Source organism: Pseudomonas sp. MYb13, assembly GCF_002980075.1.
GTDB lineage: Bacteria > Pseudomonadota > Gammaproteobacteria > Pseudomonadales > Pseudomonadaceae > Aquipseudomonas > Aquipseudomonas lurida.
This window is the reverse complement of the sequence record NZ_PCQI01000003.1, coordinates 21,279-44,275: the sequence shown is the minus strand read 5'-3', so window position 1 is coordinate 44,275 and position 22,997 is coordinate 21,279. Positions and strand designations below refer to the sequence as shown.

The following is a 22,997-nucleotide window of genomic DNA, read 5'->3' as shown; positions in this document are numbered from 1 at the left end:
ATTAACTAAGAGCGCTCATTTTTTCCTGATCAGGCTCTGATAAGGAGTTTTTGCATGTACAACCCGCAAGTGCCCACGGAAGGACATTCATCGGCTGCCGAGGCCAGTTTTGGCAGCGGCGCACAAGCGTTCGGCAAAGCGCCCGAACAACAAGGCAACCAGCGTATTCGCCATTTGCTCAAATGTTTTGGCTTGCGCACCAGCCTGATCCGGCTGAAGGTCATCGACGCCCTGCTCACCGCCGCCGACAACCAGCGCACCCTGGGGGTGCGCGGCGTGCACAGCCACTTGCTGGAGCTGGGTATCCCGCTGTCGTTTCTCAGCGTGCGCGAGGTGCTCAAGCGCCTGTGCAGCGAGGGCGTGATCACCCTCAATACGGATAAAAGCTACAGCCTCCATGAAGAGGCTGCCAAGGTGCTCGAAGGTCGCGCCTGATCGGCACCCTGCCCCTTAGAGCTTGACCTTGCGACGCATGATGCCGTTGATCACCACCACGACCACTGCGACAGCAATGGCGATGGTCTGGAATGTTTTCTCACTGATAACCCCGGTGTTCTGCAAGTAGGACAGGCCAAACATTGTCGCCAATACGGCGAGGGCGATCAGAATCGAATATTTCAAACGCTGCTTTTGGGTCATGACGGGTTCCTGAACCTGAAGAATGTAGCCACTGTGAATCGTCGAACCTGCCCTGCGCACAAGGGCGAGCACGTTCGACAGGCGCTCATGTTACAGGCGATGAAAAACTTTGGCTCGGCCAATCAGCCAGCATGCAACCAGCGCTCCGGCGCAAAGTCACCGGGCGACAGCGCGGCGCTTATCGCAAGGCACGAGGCTGGCGCTGCAAACCGGTGCCGGGCTGGGCGCAGAGCGCTACCAACCAGTCCACGAACACCCGCACACGCTGGGACAATTGACGGTGCGGCGGGTACAGCGCCGTCAGGGCCATTCTGGGCACCCTCATCTGCGGCAGGACGTCCACCAGCGTCCCCTGGGCCAACTGGCGCATCGCATGATAATGCGGCGCCTGGATCAGGCCGAACCCGGCCTCGCAGGCCGCGAAGTAACCATCGGAACTGGTGGCGGCCACCCGCTTGGCCAGGTTGACCGGGCGCAACTCGCCGTCAACTTCAAACTCCAGGCCAAACCGTTTGCCGCTGGCACTGGAGCGGTATTCGACCATGTGGTGGTGGGCGAGGTCATCCAGGGAAGCGGGTACGCCCATGCGTTCGAGGTAGGCCGGACTGGCCAGGGTCAGTTGATCCATCATCGCCAGCGGGCGCGCCACCAACGACTCATCCAGTGCCGCGCCACCGCGCAGCACGCAATCGATACCTTCGCGAATCAGGTCCACCGGGCGGTCGTTAAGGCCAATCTCCAACTCGATCTGCGGGTAGCGGGCCGTGAAGGTCGGCAAGGCCGGAATCACGATCAACCGCCCGATCCCCGAGGGCATGTCGATGCTCAAGGTGCCACGCGGGCTCTGGCGACTCGCGGAAAACACCGCCTCGGTTTCCTCCAGGTCCGACAGCAATTGCACGCAACGCTGGTAGTACGCGGCGCCGTCCAAGGTCGGGCTGACTTGCCGCGTGGTGCGCTGCAACAGTTGCACACCCAGGTGCGCTTCCAACTGCTTGATCAGCACCGTTACCGAAGCGCGTGGCAATTGCAGGCTGTCGGCGGCCTTGGCGAAGCCACCCAGCTCGACGATCCGTGTAAACACGCGCATCGCATTGAAACGGTCCAAAGGCAACTCCCTGAACGGATTGTTTAGATAATCTGAATAGTGTTAGTGCTTTTAGCCGGTTTATCTCGTTTTTGTCGAGCGCAACAATGCAGCCCTTCCCATCCAAGGAGCTGAACCCATGCACACCCGTCCACTCGGAACAAACGGCCCGCTCGTCTCAGCCATCGGCCTCGGCTGCATGGGCATGAGCGATTTCTACACGCCTGGCAGCGACACGCGCGAGGCCACCGCGACCTTGCACCGCGCGCTGGAGCTGGGCATCAACTTCTTCGACACCGCCGATATCTATGGGCCGCACACCAACGAGCAACTGATCGGCAAAGCCATCGCCGGCAAACGTGACCAGGTGTTCCTGGCCAGCAAATTCGGGATCGTGCGCGACTTGGCCAATCCCGCCCTGCGGGGTGTGAACGGCCGTCCCGACTACATCCGCAAGGCCATCGACGGCACCCTGCGCCGGCTCGGCGTGGAGACCCTCGACCTGTACTACCAGCACCGTATCGACCCGAATGTCGCCATTGAAGAAACCGTCGGCGCCATGGCCGAACTGGTGCAGCAGGGCAAGGTGCGTTACCTGGGCCTCAGCGAAGCTTCTGCCGCGACCCTGGAGCGCGCCCACAAGGTACACCCGATCAGCGCGCTGCAAAGCGAGTACTCCCTGTGGAGTCGCGACCAGGAACACAACGGCTGTCTCGCTGCCTGCCAGCGCCTGGGCATCGCGTTTGTGCCCTACAGCCCACTGGGCCGTGGCTTTCTGACCGGTGCACTGAAAAGCCCGGACGACTTCGGTGACGATGATTACCGTCGGTTCAGCCCGCGCTTCCAGGGCGAGAACTTCGACAAAAACCTCGAACTGGTGAAGCAGGTGCAAGCACTCGCCGCCGACAAAGGCGTCAGCGCCGGGCAACTCGCGCTGGCCTGGGTATTGGCGCAGGGTGAGTTCATCATTCCGATTCCCGGCACCAAGCAGCGCAGATACCTGGAAGAAAACGCGGCGGCGGTGTCGATCAGCCTGAGCCAGGCGGAACTGGCGGCACTGGACGCAATCTTTCCGGTCGAGGCGACCGCCGGCTTGCGCTACCCCGAGGCCGTGATGGCGATGCTGGATATCTGAACCAAGGGAGCGCCCTCACCCGGCGCTCCTTTTTCTTGTACGGGCGTACCTAAAGCTCCGCCTTCCCAAGCCGATAGCCCTACGAAGCTCTAACAAAGCCGCGTCGATAATAAACGCTTCGTAAGGACGGCCCCATGCCCACACTGCGCTCTATCCAAGCCCGCTATACCCTGTTTCTGGTGCTGTTCGTCCTGGTGTTATTTGTATTGACCGTGGTGGGTATCGGCCAGTTGGTCGCGCCCACGTTGCGCCATACCGAAGAACAGGTGGTGCTCAACCGCATCGCGGAAGTCGCCGAACAGATCCAAGGCGAACTGAACAAGGTTCAGTCCCAGCAACGCACCATCACCCAGACCATCCCCTTGCTCGACAGCGATGCCATCGACAAAGTGCTGCCGGGCCTGGTCGACCAGTATGGCGAACTGAAAGTCTTCGGGGGCGGGATCTGGCCGTTGCCCAACCAGCGGACGCCGGGGCGCAACAAGCACAGCACGTTCTGGCACCGTGATGCCTCGGGCAAGCTGGCCGTCAATACCTTCTGGAACAGCGACCCCGCCCCCAACTATTACGACCAGAGCTGGTACAAGGGCGGCCTGGCTTCACCCCGGGGTCAATGCGCCTGGGCCGCCGCCTACAAGGACGACGCCAGCCAGGAGCCACGCACCAACTGCGCCATGGCCATCCAGCGCGACGGCGTTCCCTACGGCGTCGCCACCATCGACGTGACGCTGGGCTTCTTCAATGACCTGGTCGCCAGCAAAGAGAAAGACATCGGCGGGCAAATGCTGATCGTCGAAGGTGACGGCAAGATCATCAGCAACAGCACGCGTATCAGCGGCCCGGTGGTGTTGAAGAACATCAGCGAACTCACCGGCACCTCGGCGTTCGCCAGCCAGGTCAGCGAAGCGCTGGCCCAGCGCGACCAGGCGCTGCAGCGCAGCGAGTTCGACAACCAGGGCGTGGCCAGCACCTTCTATATGCGCCCTATCAGTGGCACGCCGTGGTTCCTCGCCACCGCCCTGCCCACTTCGCTGATCACTGCCCAGCGCGATGACGTGCTCGGCACCCTCGCCTTGCTGCAAATCCCCATGGTGTTGCTGCTGGTGTTGCTCGCGGTGTATGCGATCCGCCAACTGGTGCAGCGCATGAAATCGCTGAAAACCAATATCGACGCCCTCTCCGCTGGCGACGCCGATCTCACTCGGCGTATCACCATCCGCGCCGAAGACGAACTGGGTGCCATCGGTCACTCGGTGAACCGGTTTATCGTCTACCTGCAGAACATGATCGGCGAAGTCACCCAAGCCACCGGTGCCATGTCATCGAGCCTTGAGCAACTGCAGCGGACCTCGGCGCACACCAACCAGATTCTGGTGCGGCATGCCTCGGAGACCGATCAGACGGTCACCGCGATCACCGAAATGAGTTCCACGGCCGACACCGTTGCGCAAAACGCTGCCGAAACCGCTGCTTTTACCCAGCGCGCCAACGAACATGCCGACCGTTCCCGCGTGGTCGTGGGCGAGGCCTCCAACAGCGTCAGCGCCTTGATCGGTGAAGTGTCCAGCGCCACCCACAGTGTGGAGAACATGCGCCAGGACGCCGCACGCATCACCGAAACCCTCGGCGTGATCGGCGCGATTGCCGGCCAGACCAACCTGCTCGCCCTCAATGCCGCGATCGAAGCCGCGCGTGCCGGCGAGCAAGGCCGTGGTTTTGCGGTGGTCGCCGATGAAGTCCGAGCGCTTGCGGCCCGCACCCAGGCCAGCACATCGCAGATCAACGACATGCTCACGCGCCTGACCGCGGGTGTCAGCTCTTCGGTCGCGGCCATGGAAAACACCCAGGCCAGCTGCCAGTCGGCAGCGGATGCAACGGCGCGGGTGAATACCGGGCTGGATGAGATGGCCGGCTCTGTCAGCCATATCAACAACCTCAGCACCCAGATCGCGACGGCCGCCGAACAGCAAAGCGCAGTGACCGAAGAGATCAACCGCAGCATGGTGCAGATCCGACAAATGGTCGAAGAGCTGGTGCAGAGCGGCCATGCCACTGAAACCAATACCCAGAGCCTGCTGGATGCCAATGGCCGGGTGATTGCCTTGATGGGGCGCTTTAAAGTCCGCTGATCAAAGGCCTGTGTACTCCCGTGCAAAGCGCGGGAGTCGGACTATTCTGACAGTTCGAAGACGCCACACAGGAGGTGTGCCATGCGCGCAGCCGAGCAGTCGGTCCGCTTGGAGCGGATCAGTCAGGAACGCTTTATCCAGGCCCCTATCGAAGCCGTTTACGACTACGTGACCCAACCGGATCGCTGGCACGAATGGCACCCCACGTCACTCAGCGCCGACACCGGCACCAGCGGTCCACTCCCGGCCGGCGCACGTTTCACCGAGTTCATCGACTTGCTGGGTGTGCGTGTGCCCATGAGTTACCGTGTGCAGATCGCCCGACGCCCCGGCGAGTTCAAGACCGTGTTCACCTCCCTGGCCGTCGACGGCTCCATTCACTATTTCCTGTTGCCTCATCAAGGCGGCACGCTGTTCAAGCGCGTGTTGACCTATGAAACCGAACTGCAACTCGCCACCTTGCATGAACGCATGATTGAACTCTCGGCAGTTGCCCTGGGCCAGCTCAAGCATCGGATGGAAAACCCGCCCTTCGTATAACTTTGAAACATTACCGGCACGCCCCCCTACCCGTAGGCACTGGCTTGCCGGCGATGACGCCGTCATGATCGCCGCCATCCCAATGGCCATCTCCTGCACGCGAGTCCCCCATGAAAACCCCATTTCGGCTGGCCCTGCTGTCAGCCTTGCTCACCACCACCCTCGCCCAGGCCGCCGAGCTGATCCCCATCGATGTGCACCGCGACGCCAATTGCGGCTGCTGCAAAAAGTGGATCAGCCACTTGGAAGACAATGGTTTCAAAGTCAACGACCACGTCGAAACCGACATGAGCGCCGTCAAGCAACGCCTGGGCGTGGCTCCGCGCCTGGGCTCGTGCCACACCGCCGTAATCGACGGCAAGTTCGTTGAAGGCCATGTACCGGCCGAACAGGTGCTGGCCCTGCGCAAGCGCGACGACCTGCTGGGCGTTGCTGCGCCGGGCATGCCCATGGGCTCGCCGGGCATGGAAGTGCAAGGCCGCAGCGAAGCGTATCAAGTCATCGGCCTAACCCGTGAAGGCAACGATGTCGTGGTGGCTGAATACCCGGCGCAATGATCACAGGCTATCTGGGATTATTCTTCGCGGCGTTTGGCGCTGCGACCTTACTCCCACTGCAATCGGAAGCGGTGCTGGTCGGCCTGCTGCTCAGTGGCAATTACAACCTGTGGCTGTTGCTGGGGATTGCCACGCTGGGCAATGTATTGGGCTCGGTGGTGAACTGGTGGCTGGGGCGCTGGGTGGAACATTTCAAGCAGCGCCGCTGGTTTCCGGTTAACGACAAGCAGTTGGAAAAAGCCCGCAACCATTACGAGCGCTGGGGGCACTGGACGTTATTACTCAGTTGGGTGCCGATCATTGGCGACCCGCTGACGCTGGTGGCCGGGGTGATGCGCGAGCCGTTGTGGCGATTCCTGCTTCTGGTCACCCTGGCCAAAAGCGTGCGATATGGCGTGCTCGCCGCCGTGGCCTTGCAGTGGGTGTTAATCCCCACTTAATCCCCTCGCAACAGCATCCGAGCCACCCTTCCCGGAGCCCTTCCAATGCCTCTGATCCGCGCTTTTTGTGTCGCCGGCCTGCTTGCGGCCACTGCCGTCCCGGTGTTCGCCGCCTCCTACGGTCCCGAACTGCAAGGCTTTGATTACCCCTACCCGCTCAAGCATTTCGAGTTCCAGTCCCAAGGCAAGTCCCTGCAAATGGGCTACATGGATGTGCCGGCCAACGGCAAGCCAAACGGCCGCAACGTAGTGCTGATGCACGGCAAGAATTTCTGCGGCGCCACATGGGAAGGTTCGATCAAGGCCCTCAGCGACGCTGGCTACCGGGTGATCGCACCGGACCAGGTCGGGTTCTGTTCCTCCAGCAAGCCCGATCACTATCAATACAGCTTCCAACAACTGGCGACCAACACTCACCAACTGTTGGAAAAACTCGGCATTCAAAAGGCCACCCTCCTCGGCCACTCTACCGGCGGCATGCTCGCCACGCGTTACGCACTGATGTACCCCGACCAAACCGAACAGTTGGCCATGGTCAACCCCATCGGCCTGGAGGACTGGAAGGCCTTGGGCGTACCGTCGCTCACTGTTGACCAGTGGTACGAGCGCGAACTGAAAGTCAGCGCCGAAGGCATTCGCAAGTATCAACTCAACACCTATTACGTGGGGCGCTGGAAGCCCGAGTACGAGCGTTGGGTGGACATGTACGCCGGCCTGAGCAACGGCCCCGGGCATACGCGGGTCGCATGGAACTCGGCGTTGATTTACGACATGATCTTCACCCAGCCGGTGTACTACGAGTTCAAGCACCTGCAGATGCCGACGCTGCTGCTGATCGGCACGGCCGATAACACGGCCATCGGCAAAGATGTGGCGCCGGCGGCGATCAAGGCCAAGCTCGGCAACTATGCCGTGTTGGGCAAGCAGGTGGCCGCATTGATCCCCCATGCAACCCTGGTGGAGTTCCCGGGCCTGGGGCACGCACCGCAAATGGAGGAGCCGGCCCAGTTTCACACAGCGCTGTTGCAGGGTTTGAACGCCCTTTAACCCAACCTTTTTCGAGGCACTCGTGAATGTCGGTACAGATCGCAGTCATTGATGATTGGCAGAATGTGGCCAGTGGCGTGGTGGATTGGTCGGTCCTCGAGACCGTGGGCCAGGTGCATTTCCTGCACGATTACCCGGCGGATACCGCCACGATGATCGAGCGTTTGAAGGGCTTCGAGGTGATTTGCGTGATGCGCGAACGCTCCCCCTTCGACAAGGCCCTGCTGCAAGGCCTTCCCAAGCTCAAACTGCTGGTGACCGGTGGCATGCGCAACGCCGCGATCGACATTGCCGCGGCCAAGGCCCTGGGTATCCAGGTATGCGGCACCGACAGCTACAAACACGCCGCGCCGGAACTGACCTGGGCGTTGATCATGGCCTCCACGCGCAACCTGGTGGCCGAAGCCAATTCGCTACGCGCCGGCAACTGGCAAGTGGGCCTGGGCGGCGACCTGTATGGCAAGACCCTGGGCATTCTCGGGCTGGGCAGCATTGGCCAGAAGGTCGCGCAGTTTGCCCAGGCGTTCGGCATGCGGGTGATTGCCTGGAGTGAAAACCTCACGCCGGAACGCGCAGCCCAGTCCGGAGTTACATGGGTCAGCAAGCAGGCGCTGTTCGAACAAGCGGACATCCTGACTGTGCACCTGGTGCTCAGCGACCGCAGCCGTGGACTGGTGGATGCCCAGGCGCTGGGCTGGATGAAACCGGGCGCACGGTTGGTCAACACGGCGCGTGGGCCCATCGTGGATGAGCAGGCGCTGGTGCAAGCCCTGCAAAGTGGTCGCCTTGCGGGCGCAGCGCTGGATGTATATAGCGAAGAGCCACTGCCGGCGGATCATCCTTTCCGCCATTTGCCGAACGTGCTGGCCACGCCGCACGTGGGTTACGTGAGCGAGCAGAATTACCGGCAGTTTTACGCGCAGATGATCGAGGATATCCAGGCCTGGGCCAACGGCGCATCCATTCGGGCGCTTGGCTGACGCACCAATCAAGGGCAACGCCCCTATCAGGGCAAGCCGGCTCCTGTTAGTGAGCGGGCTTGCCCCGTCTTGGGCTGCGAAGCTGCCCCACATCATGCGAACGCGATCTATGTGGTGCACCGCAATAGCCCATTTGGGGGCACATCGCACGCCAACGCGGCGCAAGCCTACTCACCACCACGCCCCCGCTCATGCCAATCGGCCGCTCACCACGGCTAGCCAGTTCATCACGCCATTCTCGCCGCCACGGCTGAAGATGGAGGGGTGCTAATAACTAGCATCATTCTTGTTACAAGTATTTTGTCCTACAAAAAAACCATGAAAACCCTACAGGCGCTGGGATCTGTCCTAGACTCATGACCGATGGGTCCGTTCCAAAACAAAAACCCCGCAAAAAATCGAAACTTTCCAACTCTGCCGTAGGTCCAGTTTTAAGGTAAGGCGAGTGCACAGGGATCACCCCCAATTGCCCGTCCATCCAATCTTTTTCGGCTAACCGTGCAACTGGCATACGCCTTGCCAGTTTGTACAGTGCTTGTGCGCCTGGCCGCAGGAAGCGGTCATCGGAGCTAATGGCAGCGGGCCATTAGCCTACCAATATGTGGGAGAGAACTATGATCAGTGCCGCTGTAGATATTCAGGGAGAGCGTGTCAGTCCATCGGTAGGGGGGCCTCTGTTGGCCGACCTGCCCAGCACTGTGCGGCCGATCGTGAGTCAGAATCCTAATCGCAAGAAAGTCCTGTTTGTGACCTCCGAGTTTGCCGACCTGGTGAAAACCGGCGGCCTGGGCGATGTGTCGGCGGCCCTGCCGCGCGCCATGGCCCACCTGCACGATGTGCGGGTGCTGATTCCAGGTTATCCGCAGGTAATGGAAAGCGACAACCCGATCCATATCATCGGTGAGCTGGGTGGCCACGCCGCGCTGCCGCCGTGCAAGATCGGGCGCATGGACCTCAAGGACGGCCTGGTCATCTATGTACTGATCTGCCCCGAGCTCTATGAGCGCGAAGGCACCCCGTACGGCGCCAACAACGGTCGCGACTGGCCGGACAACCATATTCGTTTCGCCCGCCTGGGCCTGGCCGCTGCCGACATGGCCGCCAACCTCGCACAGATCCACTGGTGCCCGGACCTGGTGCACGCCCATGACTGGCCCGCTGGCCTGGCGCCGGCCTATATGCACTGGCGCGGGTCACGCACCCCGACGCTGTTCACCATCCATAACCTGGCGTATCAGGGCGTAGTGAGCCTGGCGTCCACGCCGGAACTGGGCATTCCGCCTCATGCCCTGCAACAGGAAGGCATGGAGTTCTACGGCAAGATGTCGTTCCTCAAGGCCGGTATGGCGTATTCCAGCCACATCACCACCGTGAGCGCCACCTACGCCCAGGAAATCACCACCCCTGAATTCGGTTGCGGCCTGGATGGCTTTTTGGCCAGCAAGACCCAGCAAGGTTTGCTCAGCGGCATTCCCAATGGCATCGAAGACAGCTGGGAAACATCTACCGACCCGCACCTGACGCACAACTTCAACATCGGCGACTGGGAAGGCAAGGCAGTGAATGCCGCACAAGTGCGCAACCTGTTCGGCCTCCATGACTCGACGGGCCCGCTGTTCGCCGTAGTCTCGCGCCTGGTGTTCCAGAAGGGCCTGGACCTCACGGAAGCCGTTGCCAGCTTTATCGTAGAGCAAGGTGGCCAGATCGCGATCATCGGCCGCGGCGAGCCGGAAGAAGAAAACGCCATGCGTGAATTGGCGCTGCGCTTCCCGGGCCAGATCGGTGTGCGTATCGGCTTTAACGAGACCGATGCCCGTCGCATGTTCGCCGGCAGCGATTTCCTGCTGATGCCGTCGCGCTACGAGCCCTGCGGCCTGAGCCAGATGTACGCCCAGCGCTTTGGATCGCTCCCGGTCGCACGCAATACCGGCGGCCTGGCAGACACTATCGAAAACGGTGTGACCGGTTTTCTGTTCAATGAATCCACGGTCGACAGCTACAAAGAAGCCTTGAGCCGTGCGTTCAAGGTGTTTGCCTTCCCGGGCTTGCTCAACGCCATGCGCTGCCGGGCAATGACCCAACCGTTCAACTGGAGCCAGGCGGTGGAACCCTACGCCGAACTGTATGAGCAACTGGTGGCTAAAGCACTGGGGAAATCCGCTAAATAATCAAAGGGAGGTTTTTATAGATGCCGTTACGGACTCTGGAAACCTGGCCCCACGGCGCAATCATGCTGGACGCGCAACACACGCGTTTTGCCTTGTGGGCGCCAGACGCGTTTTATGTCAGCGTTGAATTGGAAAGCGGCAAGTCCGTCGCCATGCTGCCTCAGGCAGAAGGCTGGTTCGAAACAGAAATAGCGTGCCCGGCGGGCACGCGCTACCGCTTCAATATCGATGGGGAAATGGATGTACCCGACCCTGCCTCCAGGGCCCAGGCCTCGGATGTGCACGGTTGGAGCGTGGTGGTCGACCCACTCGCCTATCAATGGCGTCACAGCCAATGGCAAGGCCGTCCCTGGCACGAGGCAGTCATCTACGAACTGCACGTCGGCGCAATGGGGGGCTATGTCGGCATCGAGAAACACCTGCCACGCCTGGCTGAGCTGGGCATTACCGCGATTGAATTGATGCCTTTGGCGCAATTTCCCGGTGATCGCAACTGGGGCTACGATGGGGTCCTGCCCTACGCGCCCCAAGCTTCCTACGGTACTCCCGAACAGCTCAAGCACCTGATCGACAGCGCCCACGAGCATGGCCTGGCGGTGATCCTCGACGTGGTCTACAACCACTTCGGGCCCGACGGCAACTACCTGGGCCAGTACGCAACCGGTTTCTTCCAGGAAGACGTGCACACGCCATGGGGCGCGGGTATCGACTTCGATCGGCGTGAAGTCCGGGACTTCTTCCTCGATAACGCCCTGATGTGGTTGCTCGAATACCGCTTCGACGGCCTGCGCCTGGACGCGGTGCACGCCATCGATAACCCGGATTTTCTCAAGGAACTGGCTCACCGTGTTCGCGAACAGGTGGACGCGGGTCGGCACGTCTGGCTGACGCTGGAAAACGAGCTTAACCAGGCCAGCCTCCTGCAGCACGATTTCGACGCCCAATGGAATGATGATTTCCATAACGTCCTGCATGTATTGCTGACCGGCGAAACCGACGCCTATTACCGCGATTTTGCCGAAGAACCTACCGCCAAGCTGGCCCGCTGCCTGGGCGAAGGCTTTATCTACCAGGGGCATACCACGCGGCATGGTCATGAGCGTGGCGAACCCAGTGCGCACCTGCCGCCGAGCGCATTCGTCGCGTTCCTGCAAAACCATGACCAGATCGGCAACCGGGCCCTGGGCGAGCGTCTGCATCAACTCTGCGCGCCGCAGGCATTGGAGGCTGCAACCGCCCTGTTGCTGCTCTCGCCGATGATCCCGATGATGTTCATGGGCGATGAAAACAACGCCAGCGAGCCGTTCCTGTTTTTCACCGATCATCATGGCGAACTGGCCGAAGCGGTGCGCGAAGGCCGACGCAATGAATTCAAGGATTTCGCGGCGTTCCAAGACCCGGAGCGACGCGAACACATCCCCGACCCCAATGCCCTGCCGACGTTTTTGCAGACAGCCCCAAGCTTCGACGAAAACGCGCACACTCAGCTTTACCGCGAGTTGCTGAGCCTGCGCCACCGCCACATCGTGCCGCATTTGCCTGGCAGCGTGGCCCTGGGTGCCGAAGTTTTGGCCGGGGGTGCCGTGACCGCCCGCTGGCGCCTGGGCGATGGCAGCGTGCTGCAGATCGACCTCAACCTGGGCACCACGCCCCTGGACCGCCCGGCAACGGCGCCTGTTCTTTTTGAAACGCCTGCCAACGCTGGCGCTCACCTGCCGCCGTACAGCGCACGCGTTACCTTATCCCCTGTTGGAGAGCACCCTTGAGCGACGCGAACCTGGAAATCCTCGCCAGCCGAGCGGGCCTGGCCGTCGATTGGATCGACGCAAACGGCCGTCCGCAACGTGTGAAACCCGACGCCTTGCGCGCCGTTCTCAAAGGCCTGGGCCACCCGGCCGACACGGATGCCGAGATTGACGCCAGCCTGCTCGAACTGGAGCAGGTGCAACACGATAAACACCTGCCTCCCCTGCTGACCATCGACAGCGGAGAAGGCCTGGACCTGGCCCGTTACTTCGAACCGGACACCCCGTGTCGGGTCAGCCTCGAAGACGGCGAAACCCTGGAACTGCGGCTCGACGGCAACGCCGTCATGCCCGGCGTCATTGCCCTCGGCTATCACCAGGTGCACATCGCCGACCAGACCTTCACCCTGGCCGTCGCGCCGACGCACTGCTACAGCGTCGCCGAAGCGGTCGACACCCAGCCCGCGCGCGCCTGGGGCCTGAGCGCGCAACTGTATGCCCTGCGTCGCCTGGGCGATGGCGGCTTTGGCGACACCCTGGCCCTGGAGCACCTGGCGCGTTCAGCGGCTGAGCGTGGCGCCGAAGCCCTGGCGATCAGCCCGATGCACGCAATGTTCAGCGCCGACACCGGGCGCTACAGCCCCTATTCACCATCCAGCCGGCTGTTCCTAAACAGTCTGTACGCCTCGCCGGGCTGCATCCTCGGTGAACGCGAAGTGCGCAATGCCATCGAGGCAAGCGGGCTTGCGGACGAGTTGCACGACCTGGAGCAACACAGCCTGATCGACTGGCCGGCTGCCGCCAAGGCCAAGCAGCGGTTGTTGCGTGCGCTCTATGAAGACTTCCGCCACGGTCACCACCCTCAACACGCCGACTTCCAGAGTTTCCGTCAGGCTGGCGGTGAAGCCCTGGAAAACCACTGCCGCTTCGAAGCCGTGCAAGCGGCCCGCGCAGCAGCGGGTGAAGAGCTCGACTGGCGTCATTGGCCTGAAGACTGGCGCACTCCGCAGAGCCCGGCCCTGGCGCAGTTCGCCGAAGACAACCGCGATGAGATCGGCTACTTCGCCTTCAGCCAATGGCTGATCGCCCGGTGCCTTGAGCGCGCGCAACAAGCCGCGCGCGGCAGTGGCATGGGCGTCGGTTTGATCGCCGACCTGGCCGTTGGCGCCGACGGCGGTGGCAGCCAAGCCTGGAGCCGCCAGGATGAATTGCTCGCCAACCTCACCGTCGGTGCGCCACCGGACATTCTCAACCGTGCCGGCCAGGGCTGGGGCATATCCGCGTTCTCCCCCGAAGGCCTCAAGCGCCATGGCTTTCGGGCCTTCATCGAGATGCTGCGTGCCAACTTCGCGCATGCGGGCGGCTTGCGTATCGACCATGTGATGGGCCTGCAGCGCCTGTGGGTGATCCCCATGGACGCCTCGCCCAAGGAAGGCGCCTACCTGTATTACCCGGTGGACGACCTGCTGCGGCTGTTGGCCTTGGAATCCCACCGTCACCAGGCCATCGTCCTTGGTGAAGACCTGGGCACAGTGCCGGATGGCCTGCGCGAAAAACTGATCGCCCGCTCGATCCTGGGCATGCGTGTGCTGCTGTTCGAGCAAAACCACGATGGCCAGTTCAGGCCGATCCTCGATTGGCCCGACGACGCCCTCGCCACCACCAGCACCCACGACTTGCCCACCCTCAACGGTTGGTGGCACAGCCGCGATATCGACTGGAACATTCAGCTGGGCCTGATCGATGCGCCGACCGTGGAGCAATGGAGTGAGCACCGCCTGCGCGAACGCCAGGCCCTGCGCCAGGCCTTGAGCCAGGACCCGCAGAACTTCGTCGAAGAAATTCGCAATGAAACCGACCATATGATCGACGCCAGCGTGCGCTACCTGGGCCACACTCGCGCGCCCCTGGTGCTGCTGCCGCTGGAGGACGCCCTCGGCGTGGAAGAGCAGGCCAACCTGCCTGGCACCACCGACACCCATCCTAATTGGCGCCGCCGCCTGCCGGGTGAGGCGTCCAGCCTGCTCGACAATGCCGGCGCCGCCCGCCGCCTCGAACTGTTGGCCGTCGCGCGCAACCAAGCCTATGAGCGTGACCGATGAAAGCACTGCCCCTGCGCGCTACCCAGCGCCTGCAATTCCATAAAGGTTTTACCCTCGACGATGCGGTGCCCCTGGTGCCGTATTTCGCCCGGCTGGGGATCAGCCACCTGTATGCCTCGCCACTGCTCAGTGCCCGGGCCGGCTCCATGCACGGCTACGATGTGGTCGACCCCACCAGCGTCAATCCGGAACTCGGCGGTGAGCCGGCCCTGCGCCGTCTGGTTGCCGCGTTGCGTGAACACGACATGGGCCTGATCCTCGATATCGTCTCCAACCATATGGCCGTGGGCGGTGCCGACAACCCCTGGTGGCTGGACCTGCTGGAATGGGGGCGAATGAGCCCCTACAGCGAGTTCTTCGATATCCAGTGGCATTCGCCCGATCCTTTGCTCAAGGGTCAGTTGCTGATGCCGTTCCTCGGCAGTGACTACGGCGAAGCCCTGCAGACGGGCACCCTGACCTTGCAGTTCGATGCCGGCCACGGCACGTTCTACGTCGAGCATTACGAACACCGCTTCCCCATCTGCCCAAGGGATTACGCAGCGATCCTGGGCAATGACGCGCTGCTCCAGCCGCTGGCCGAGCGCTTCGGTGCCCTCGCCTACCAGGACGACGCCTACCATGAAGCGGCGTGGCTCAAGCAAGCGCTGGCCGAGCGCGCCACTGAGGTAATGCCTGCGATTGAGCAGCGCTTGAGTGCCTTCGACGGGCGCCAGCCTGAAGGTTTCAAGCGTTTGCACAACCTGCTGGAACAACAAGCCTATCGCCTGGCCAGCTGGCGCACGGCGGCGGACGACATCAACTGGCGGCGCTTTTTCGATGTCAACGAACTCGGCGGTCTGCGCGTGGAGCGCACCGCGGTGTTCGAAGCCACCCATGGCAAGATTTTCGAACTGATCAGCGAAGGCCTGGTGGATGGCCTGCGCATCGACCATATCGACGGCCTGGCCGACCCGCGCGGTTACTGCCGCAAGCTACGCCGTCGCGTGGATGCGTTGTCCCCCGAGCGGCATTTGCCGATCTTCGTCGAGAAAATCCTCGGCGAAGGCGAAACCCTGCGTGAAGACTGGCAAGTAGACGGCACCACCGGCTACGAATTCATGAACCAGCTGTCGCTGCTGCAACATCACCCGGACGGCTTCGCGCCCTTGGCCGAGTTGTGGACCCACCACAGCGAACGACCTTCGGCGTTTATCGAAGAAGCACGGCTGGCACGCCAGCAGATCCTCAATGGCTCCCTCGGCGGCGATTTTGAAAGCGTGGCCCAGGCCCTGCTGCAAGTGGCCCGCGACGATGTGATGACCCGTGACCTGACCCTCGGCGCCATCCGCCGGGCGTTGCAGGAATTGATCGTGCACTTCCCGGTGTACCGCACCTACATCAGCGCGCGCGGCCGCAGTGCTGCCGACGACACGGTCTTCCAGCAGGCCATGGACGGCGCTCGCACGACCTTGGGCGAAGGCGACTGGCCGGTACTGGAGCACCTGGAAAACTGGCTGGGTGGGGAGCCGTGGCGCAATCGCCCGGTGGGCCGTGAGCGCAAGATCCTCAAGCATGCGTGCGTGCGCTTCCAGCAGCTGACCTCGCCCGCCGCTGCCAAGGCCGTGGAAGATACCGCGTTCTATCGTTCGGCGGTGTTGCTGTCGCGCAACGACGTCGGCTTCAGTACTGAGCAATTCAGCGCACCACTGGCTGATTTTCACGAGGTCAACCAGCAGCGCCTGCAGGCCTTCCCGGTCAACCTGCTGGCCACCGCCACCCACGACCACAAGCGCGGTGAAGACACCCGCGCGCGCCTGGCCGTGCTCAGTGAGTGCGCGCCGTGGTACGTCGAGCAGGTGGAGCATTGGCGCACCCTCGCCGCGCCATTGCGGGTCGATGCCAACGCGCCCTCAGCCGGCGATGAATTGATTCTCTACCAAGTCCTGCTGGGCAGCTGGCCGCTGGACCAGGGCGCTGACTTTGAAGGCTATCAGCAGCGCCTGTGGCAGTGGCAGCAGAAAGCCCTGCGCGAAGCCAAATTGCAAAGCAGCTGGAGCGCGCCCAACGAGGCGTATGAGCAAGGCGTCGAAGCCTTCCTGTCACGGCTGTTGCTCAGTGAGGAAGGCCATGCACTGCGCAGCGCCATCGGCGACGCCGCCCAGGCGATTGCCCCCGCCGGTGCGCTCAACGGCCTGGCGCAATCCTTGCTTCGCATCACCGTGCCGGGAGTGCCGGACCTGTACCAGGGCGATGAGTTCTGGGACTTCAGCCTGGTGGACCCGGACAACCGCCGTCCGGTGGATTTCAATGCGCGGCAACAGGCGTTGGACACCCCACCCGACATCGGCGAATTGCTGTTCAACTGGCGCGACGGGCGTATCAAGCAGGCGTTGATCGCTCAGGTACTGGCCTTGCGCAAAGCCCATCCCGAGCTGTTCCGCAACGGCGCCTATACGCCGCTGGAAGTGGTCGGCACACACGCCGAACGGGTCGTCGCTTTCTGTCGCGAACATCAAGGCAAACGCCTGCTAGTGGTGGTGCCACGCTGGTCGCATGACCTGCTTGAAAACGGTGTGCATCCCCAGATCAATGCGCAGGTTTGGGGCGATACGCGGGTGAAATTACCGTTCGCCGTACCAACTCAAAACTGGAAGGGACTTTTTCATACAGGCGCAGTCACACCAGACAAGGAGCTGTTGATCAGCACTGCCCTGGGGGATTTCCCGGTCAATGTCTTTATCAATCCTGATGATCAAGAAAGCTGAAATTTTCTGTGAGGAGCATTGTGATGAGTACTGAAGACAAACGCATACGCGAATTGGCGCATCAGATCTGGGAGTCTGAAGGCAAACCCCACGGCGAGGACGCACGACACTGGGAGATGGCACGCAAGCTGGCAGAAGCCGAAGCGTTGACGCCGAGCAAGCCCAAGGCCGCAGCCAAGCCCAAGCCAAGTGCCCCCAAGCCCCCCGCGAAAGCCAAGCCCTCCGCGCCGGCTGCCAGTAAACCAGCGCCACCGGCCGCGAAGAAACCGCCGGCACCGAAAAAGCCCAAGCCTTGAACCCAAGCCTCTTGCCGGCGCCGTCGGCAAGAGGTGATTTCATTTTCCAGATTGTCAGCTGAAATTTCGTCAGCACGGCCGCGTTCGGCCTGAAAAAAGACCTTTGCAGGAGCAACTCAATGAGCAAACCCGATAAAACCCCATCGACGCCGGGCAACGAGCCGTCGCGGATTCGTGAAGGTTTGCCCTTCCCGCTTGGCGCCACCTGGGACGGACTGGGCGTCAACTTTGCACTGTTTTCGGCCAATGCCACCAAGGTGGAGCTGTGCCTGTTCGATGACTCCGGCGAAGTTGAGCTCGAGCGCATCGAACTTCCGGAATACACCGACGAAACCTTCCACGGCTACCTGCCCGACGCCCATCCCGGGCTGATTTACGGCTACCGCGTGTACGGTGCGTACGACCCGGCGAACGGCCATCGTTTCAACCACAACAAACTGCTGATTGACCCCTACGCCAAACAGCTGGTGGGCGAACTCAAATGGTCCGAGGCGCTGTTCGGCTACACCATCGGCCACCCGGACGACGACCTGAGTTTCGACGAACGCGACAGCGCACCCTTCGTGCCCAAATGCAAAGTGATCGACCCGGCACACACCTGGGGCAACGACCAGCCGGTGCGAGTGCCGTGGGACCGGACAATCATCTACGAAACCCACCTGCGCGGCATCAGCATGCGCCACCCTTCGGTCGCCGAATCCGTGCGCGGTACCTGCGCCGGGTTGATGGAAGATGACGTGCTCAAGCACATTCGCCAGTTGGGTATTTCCTCGGTGGAACTGCTACCGGTACATGCCTTCGTCAACGACCAGCATTTGCTGGAAAAAGGCATGACCAACTACTGGGGCTACAACAGCATCGCGTTTTTCGCCCCTGACCCACGCTACCTGGCCAGCGGCAAGATCGCCGAGTTCAAGGAGATGGTCGCGCACCTGCACGAAGCCAAGCTGGAGGTCATCCTCGATGTGGTCTACAACCACACCGCCGAAGGCAACGAACGCGGGCCGACCCTGTCGATGCGTGGCATCGACAATGCCTCGTACTACCGCTTGATGCCGGATGACAAGCGCTTCTACATCAACGATTCCGGCACCGGTAATACCCTGGACCTGAGTCACCCGTGCGTGCTGCAAATGGTCACCGACTCCCTGCGTTACTGGGCGACGGAAATGCACGTCGACGGCTTCCGCTTCGACCTGGCGACTATTCTGGGCCGCTACCGCGACGGCTTTGACGAACGCCACAGCTTCCTCGTGGCCTGCCGCCAGGACCCCGTGCTGCGCCAGTTGAAAATGATCGCCGAACCCTGGGACTGCGGCCCCGGCGGTTATCAAGTGGGCAACTTCCCACCCGGTTGGGTGGAGTGGAACGACCGTTTCCGCGATACCGTGCGCGCGTTCTGGAAAGGCGACGACAGCCAGTTGGCCGACTTCGCCGCACGCATGACCGCTTCCGGCGAGATGTTCAACCACCGTGGACGCCGCCCGTACAGCTCCGTGAACTTCATCACCGCCCACGATGGTTTCACCCTGCACGACCTGGTGTCATACAACGACAAGCACAACGAAGCCAACGACGAGAACAACCAGGACGGCAGCAACAACAACCTGTCGTGGAACCACGGTGTCGAAGGCCCGACAGACGATCCGGAAATCAACGCACTGCGCCTGCGCCAGATGCGTAACTTTTTCGCCACGCTCTTGCTGTCCCAAGGCACTCCCATGCTGGTGGCCGGCGACGAATTCGCCCGCACGCAGCACGGCAACAACAACGCTTACTGCCAAGACAGCGAGATCGGCTGGATCAACTGGGACCTGGACGAAGACGGCAAGGCGCTGCTCAAGTTCGTCAAGCGCCTGATCAAGCTGCGCCTGGCCTACCCGATCCTGCGTCGCGGACGCTTCCTGGTGGGCGACTACAACGAAGACATCGGTGTGAAGGATGTCACCTGGCTCGCGCCAGATGGCAACGAAATGACCACCGAGCAATGGCAAGACAGCCACGGTCGTTGCCTGGGCATGTTGATGGACGGCCGCGCCCAGGAGACCGGCATTCGCCGCCCCGGTGCCGATGCCACCTTGCTGCTGGTAGTGAACGCGCACCACGACATGGTCAATTTCCGTTTGCCACCGGTGCCCGAAGGTGAGTTCTGGACGTGCATGCTCGACACCAACGAGCCGGCCGTGCGCGGCCAGGAACGCTTTGATTTCGATCACGAGTACGCGGTGACCGGCCGCTCGCTGCTGCTGTTTGAATTGCAGCGCGAAGACGAGGTGTGAAATGGCTTTGCATGGATTCCTTCAAGGCTTCCAGAGCTATGCGGATACGCAAGCCCTGGGCGCGGCCCTGAAGGCGCTCCAGGAGGAAGGCCTGGACCAACTGCCGTTGCCGGGAAGCGGCCAGACGCTGACGCGGTTCAGTCGCCTGGCCCAGGTGGCAGGGCATGATCTGCGGCTGTGCAAGCTGTTCGAAGGGCACACCGACGCCCTGGCGATTATCGCCGAGCTCCAAAGCCCCTTGCCGCCCTTGGGCAGCACATGGGGCATGTGGGCCGCCGAACCGCCAACGGCCAAGGTGCGTGTGCACCAGGAAGGCCAGCGCCTGCGGGTGCAAGGGCGCAAAGCCTGGTGCTCCGGCGCGGCGGTGGTCAGCCATGGGTTGTTGACCGCCTGGGACGAAGAGGATCGCCAGCAGTTGGTGGCGGTGCACATGGCTCAACCCGGCATCACCGTGACCGACGAAGGCTGGAACGCCGTGGGCATGGCCGCCACCGGCAGCGTCGAGATCGTGTTCGACGGCGCTTGGGGGCTGGCGGTGGGTGGGCCGGGCGACTACCTCGCCCGCCCCGGCTTCTGGCAAGGCGGAGTTGGTATCGCCGCCTGCTGGTATGGCGGCGCCCAACGCCTGGCGGAAGTCTTGCGCGAGCACTGCAGCAAGCGCCCCGAGCCCCATGCCCTCGCCCACCTCGGCGCCGTGGACAGCGCCTTGAACAGCGCGGCGTGCGTGCTGCGCGCCAGTGCCGAACAGATCGACCGTGAACCGAAGGCCAACGCCAGGGCACTGGCGCAGCAGAGCCGCGCCTGCATCGAAGACACTGTGGAGCAAGTGATACGCCACGTGGGCCGTGCGGTCGGCGCAGGCCCCTATTGCAAAGACGCGCACTTCGCCCAGTTGATGGCGGACCTGCCGGTGTACGTGCGCCAGAGCCATGCCGAGCGCGACTTGGCGGGGCTTGGGGAAATCGTCGCCGGCGACGCCACAGGGAGGTGGCAGTTATGAAACCCAATCCGATTGTTGGCCAGGGCACACCGCTGCAGCACTGGCAGGCCTCATCGAAAATGGCGGAGCTGCCGCACATCAGCGTCGAGCAATTGGTTCCCGACGGTCACCGCGCCGTGATCATCGCTCCGCACCCGGATGACGAGGTGCTGGGGTGCGGTGGCTTGATGCAAGGGCTGGCGGCGCTGGGCCGGCCAATCCAGTTGATCTCTGTGACCGATGGCAGTGCCAGTCATCCCGGCTCGCGACGTTGGCCGGTGGAGCGCCTGAGCGTGGTGCGCCCCCAGGAATCTGCGCAGGCCCTGCATCGCCTCGGTTTGCCGCTGCACAGCCTGAAGTGGCTGCGCGCGGGGTTCTCAGACAGCCAGGTGGCGGCGCGGGAAGACGAACTCGCCGCGTTTATCCAGCGCTACCTCAAGCCCACCGATGTGGTGTTTACCACCTGGCGCGAAGATGGCCACTGCGACCACGAGGCCGTCGGCCGCGCGAGCGCCAGGGCATCACAAGCGGTCGGCGCGACCCTGTATGAATTGCCGGTATGGACCTGGCACTGGGCAACCCCGGAAAACAGCCTGGTGCCCTGGCACCGGGCGCGCAAGATTCCGTTGACCTGCGAAGCCGTGGCCCGCAAGCGCCATGCCATCCATGCATTTGCCAGCCAGCTGGAAGGCGACCCGCAGATCGGCCTGCCCCCTGTGCTTGCGCCGTATGTGGTGGAGCGCCTGTTGCAACCCTTTGAAGTGGTGTTCGTATGAGTGTGGCCACGCCTTATTTCGACCAGTTGTTCGCCGAAAACGATGACCCCTGGGCCTTTCGCCAACGCTGGTACGAACGCCGCAAACGCGCGATGACGCTGGCCATGCTCACGCGGCCTCGCTATGCCTCGGTGTTTGAGCCCGGCTGCGCCAATGGCGAGCTGAGCTTCGAGCTGGCGCCGCGCTGCGATCGCCTGTTGAGCTGCGACACCGCCTCGGCGGCCGTGGCCTTGGCACGCAGTCGGTTAGTGGGTTTCCCGCAGGCCGACGTGCAGCAAAGCCGGTTGCCCGAGCAGTGGCCTGCGGGGCAGTTCGAGCTGATCGTGTTGAGCGAGTTGTGCTACTACCTCGACGCGGACGACCTGTGCGAACTGATCGACCGCGCCCGGGCCTCGCTGACCGCCGACGGCCAGGTACTGGCGTGTCATTGGCGCCCACCTATCGAAGGTTGCCCGCAAACCGCCGAACAGGTGCACGTCTTGCTCCACCACCGCCTGGATATGCCGCGGGTCGCCAGCCATCACGAACACGACTTCCTGCTCGACCTGTGGAGCCGCGATGGCACCTCAGTCGCCACTCTCGACGGCCTGCGATGATCGGCATCCTGATTCCGGTGCATAACGAAGAGGCGTTGCTGGGCGACTGCCTGAAGGCTGCACGTGTCGCCGCTCGCCACCCGGGTTTGTTGGGAGAGGCAGTGACTATCCTGGTAGTGCTCGACAGTTGCACCGATGGCAGCGCCGCCATTGCCCGGTCCTTTCCGGTGCAGTGCCTGGAAGCCCAGGCACGCAATGTCGGGCATGTGCGGGGCGTGGGAGCACGGCACCTGCTCAATCTGGGCGCACGCTGGATCTCCTGCACCGACGCCGACAGCCGGGTGGCGCCCGATTGGCTGGTCGCTCAACTGGCGCTGGGCGTGGATGCGGTATGCGGCACTGTCACGGTGGATGCGTGGAGCGAAGGTTTCGAGCCTGCGGCGCAGATCCGTTACCACCAGGGGTACGAGGCGCGCGACGGTCATCGGCACATCCACGGCGCCAACCTGGGCGTGAGCGCTAGTGCCTACGTGCGCGCCGGGGGGTTCGAACCCCTCGCGTGCCATGAGGACGTGCAATTGGTGCGCAACCTTGAGTTGTGTGGTGCGTCTATCGCCTGGAGTCACACCCCGCAAGTGATCACCAGTGCGCGCCTGGACGCCCGCGCACAGGGTGGGTTCGGCGATTATTTGAAAAGCCTGATGCACGCCACTTAAAAAAACCGCGTTACAGAATGTAAAACCAGCCGATCCTTGTCTATGCTGAGTAGGCCTTGCTGGCATTCCAGGGTTGGGATGCCGTGCAACCACTGCGGC

Annotated in this window: 20 protein-coding genes and 1 pseudogene; 19 read left to right on the top strand and 2 right to left on the bottom strand. The window is 62.5% G+C overall.

Annotation, left to right across the window (positions count from 1 at the left end):
• Positions 1-54: 54 nt before the first annotated feature.
• Positions 55-435, top strand: coding sequence for a fe2+ zn2+ uptake regulation protein (locus CQ002_RS07075; RefSeq protein ID WP_034105048.1), 381 nt, complete (start codon positions 55-57; stop codon positions 433-435).
• 15 nt (positions 436-450) lie between these two features.
• On the opposite strand, the gene CQ002_RS07070 is transcribed toward CQ002_RS07075, so the two are convergent.
• Entirely contained in the window at positions 451-639 is a 189-nt protein-coding gene (locus tag CQ002_RS07070) for a hypothetical protein (RefSeq protein ID WP_010210250.1), read from the bottom strand.
• A gap of 178 nt (positions 640-817) precedes the next feature.
• The gene (locus tag CQ002_RS07065) at positions 818-1,747 is read right to left on the bottom strand and encodes a LysR family transcriptional regulator (RefSeq protein WP_034105044.1); all 930 of its coding nucleotides are present in this window, start codon (positions 1,745-1,747) and stop codon (positions 818-820) included.
• A gap of 118 nt (positions 1,748-1,865) precedes the next feature.
• Between CQ002_RS07065 and CQ002_RS07060 the strand changes: the two genes are divergently transcribed.
• The 18 genes and pseudogenes from CQ002_RS07060 to CQ002_RS06980 all read left to right on the top strand — a co-directional run bounded on the left by CQ002_RS07060 (position 1,866) and on the right by CQ002_RS06980 (position 22,898).
• Positions 1,866-2,861, top strand: coding sequence for an aldo/keto reductase (locus CQ002_RS07060; protein ID WP_034105042.1), 996 nt, complete (start codon positions 1,866-1,868; stop codon positions 2,859-2,861).
• A 134-nt stretch (positions 2,862-2,995) separates the two neighbouring features.
• Positions 2,996-4,129, top strand: a pseudogene (locus CQ002_RS28760) (cache and HAMP domain-containing protein); the annotation flags it as partial.
• Positions 4,130-4,144: 15 nt separating this feature from the next.
• Positions 4,145-4,990, top strand: a complete 846-nt coding sequence (locus CQ002_RS28755) for a methyl-accepting chemotaxis protein (protein WP_371919445.1) — start codon at positions 4,145-4,147, stop codon at positions 4,988-4,990.
• A gap of 81 nt (positions 4,991-5,071) precedes the next feature.
• On the top strand, positions 5,072-5,530 hold the full coding sequence (locus CQ002_RS07050; protein ID WP_034105039.1) for an SRPBCC family protein: 459 nt from the start codon (positions 5,072-5,074) through the stop codon (positions 5,528-5,530).
• A gap of 110 nt (positions 5,531-5,640) precedes the next feature.
• Positions 5,641-6,087: a DUF411 domain-containing protein gene (locus tag CQ002_RS07045; RefSeq protein ID WP_034105037.1), complete on the top strand. Its 447-nt coding sequence runs from the start codon at positions 5,641-5,643 to the stop codon at positions 6,085-6,087.
• Positions 6,084-6,527: a YqaA family protein gene (locus CQ002_RS07040; RefSeq protein ID WP_034105036.1), complete on the top strand. Its 444-nt coding sequence runs from the start codon at positions 6,084-6,086 to the stop codon at positions 6,525-6,527. The genes CQ002_RS07045 and CQ002_RS07040 overlap by 4 nt, the downstream gene beginning before the upstream one ends.
• 45 nt (positions 6,528-6,572) lie before the next feature.
• Entirely contained in the window at positions 6,573-7,574 is a 1,002-nt protein-coding gene (locus CQ002_RS07035) for an alpha/beta fold hydrolase (RefSeq protein ID WP_105162330.1), read from the top strand.
• Positions 7,575-7,600: 26 nt separating this feature from the next.
• Positions 7,601-8,554 (top strand): D-2-hydroxyacid dehydrogenase family protein, encoded by a 954-nt coding sequence (locus CQ002_RS07030; RefSeq protein ID WP_105162331.1) that lies wholly within the window; start codon positions 7,601-7,603, stop codon positions 8,552-8,554.
• Positions 8,555-9,168: 614 nt separating this feature from the next.
• Positions 9,169-10,722 carry a glycogen synthase GlgA gene (glgA, locus tag CQ002_RS07025; RefSeq protein WP_080758271.1) on the top strand — a complete coding sequence of 518 codons (1,554 nt, stop codon included), beginning with the start codon at positions 9,169-9,171 and terminating at the stop codon, positions 10,720-10,722.
• Between the two features lie 20 nt (positions 10,723-10,742).
• Positions 10,743-12,488, top strand: a complete 1,746-nt coding sequence (treZ, locus tag CQ002_RS07020) for a malto-oligosyltrehalose trehalohydrolase (RefSeq protein WP_105162332.1) — start codon at positions 10,743-10,745, stop codon at positions 12,486-12,488.
• Positions 12,485-14,569 carry a 4-alpha-glucanotransferase gene (gene malQ / locus CQ002_RS07015; RefSeq protein ID WP_105162333.1) on the top strand — a complete coding sequence of 695 codons (2,085 nt, stop codon included), beginning with the start codon at positions 12,485-12,487 and terminating at the stop codon, positions 14,567-14,569. The genes treZ and malQ overlap by 4 nt, the downstream gene beginning before the upstream one ends.
• Positions 14,566-17,316 carry a malto-oligosyltrehalose synthase gene (locus CQ002_RS07010; RefSeq protein ID WP_105162334.1) on the top strand — a complete coding sequence of 917 codons (2,751 nt, stop codon included), beginning with the start codon at positions 14,566-14,568 and terminating at the stop codon, positions 17,314-17,316. Before malQ ends, CQ002_RS07010 begins: the two co-directional genes overlap by 4 nt.
• A 23-nt stretch (positions 17,317-17,339) precedes the next feature.
• Positions 17,340-17,612 (top strand): DUF2934 domain-containing protein, encoded by a 273-nt coding sequence (locus CQ002_RS07005; RefSeq protein WP_034105022.1) that lies wholly within the window; start codon positions 17,340-17,342, stop codon positions 17,610-17,612.
• A 119-nt stretch (positions 17,613-17,731) separates the two neighbouring features.
• Complete coding sequence (gene glgX / locus CQ002_RS07000) at positions 17,732-19,891, top strand: glycogen debranching protein GlgX (RefSeq protein ID WP_034105021.1); 2,160 nt, start codon at positions 17,732-17,734, stop codon at positions 19,889-19,891.
• A 1-nt stretch (position 19,892) separates the two neighbouring features.
• The gene (locus tag CQ002_RS06995; protein ID WP_105162335.1) at positions 19,893-20,891 is read left to right on the top strand and encodes an acyl-CoA dehydrogenase family protein; all 999 of its coding nucleotides are present in this window, start codon (positions 19,893-19,895) and stop codon (positions 20,889-20,891) included.
• The gene (locus tag CQ002_RS06990; RefSeq protein WP_098466589.1) at positions 20,888-21,646 is read left to right on the top strand and encodes a PIG-L deacetylase family protein; all 759 of its coding nucleotides are present in this window, start codon (positions 20,888-20,890) and stop codon (positions 21,644-21,646) included. The genes CQ002_RS06995 and CQ002_RS06990 overlap by 4 nt, the downstream gene beginning before the upstream one ends.
• Complete coding sequence (locus CQ002_RS06985) at positions 21,643-22,242, top strand: SAM-dependent methyltransferase (RefSeq protein ID WP_105162336.1); 600 nt, start codon at positions 21,643-21,645, stop codon at positions 22,240-22,242. The genes CQ002_RS06990 and CQ002_RS06985 overlap by 4 nt, the downstream gene beginning before the upstream one ends.
• A complete protein-coding gene (locus tag CQ002_RS06980) occupies positions 22,239-22,898 on the top strand; it encodes a glycosyltransferase family 2 protein (protein WP_069023683.1) in 660 nt (219 codons plus the stop codon). The genes CQ002_RS06985 and CQ002_RS06980 overlap by 4 nt, the downstream gene beginning before the upstream one ends.
• The last annotated feature ends 99 nt before the right edge of the window (positions 22,899-22,997 follow it).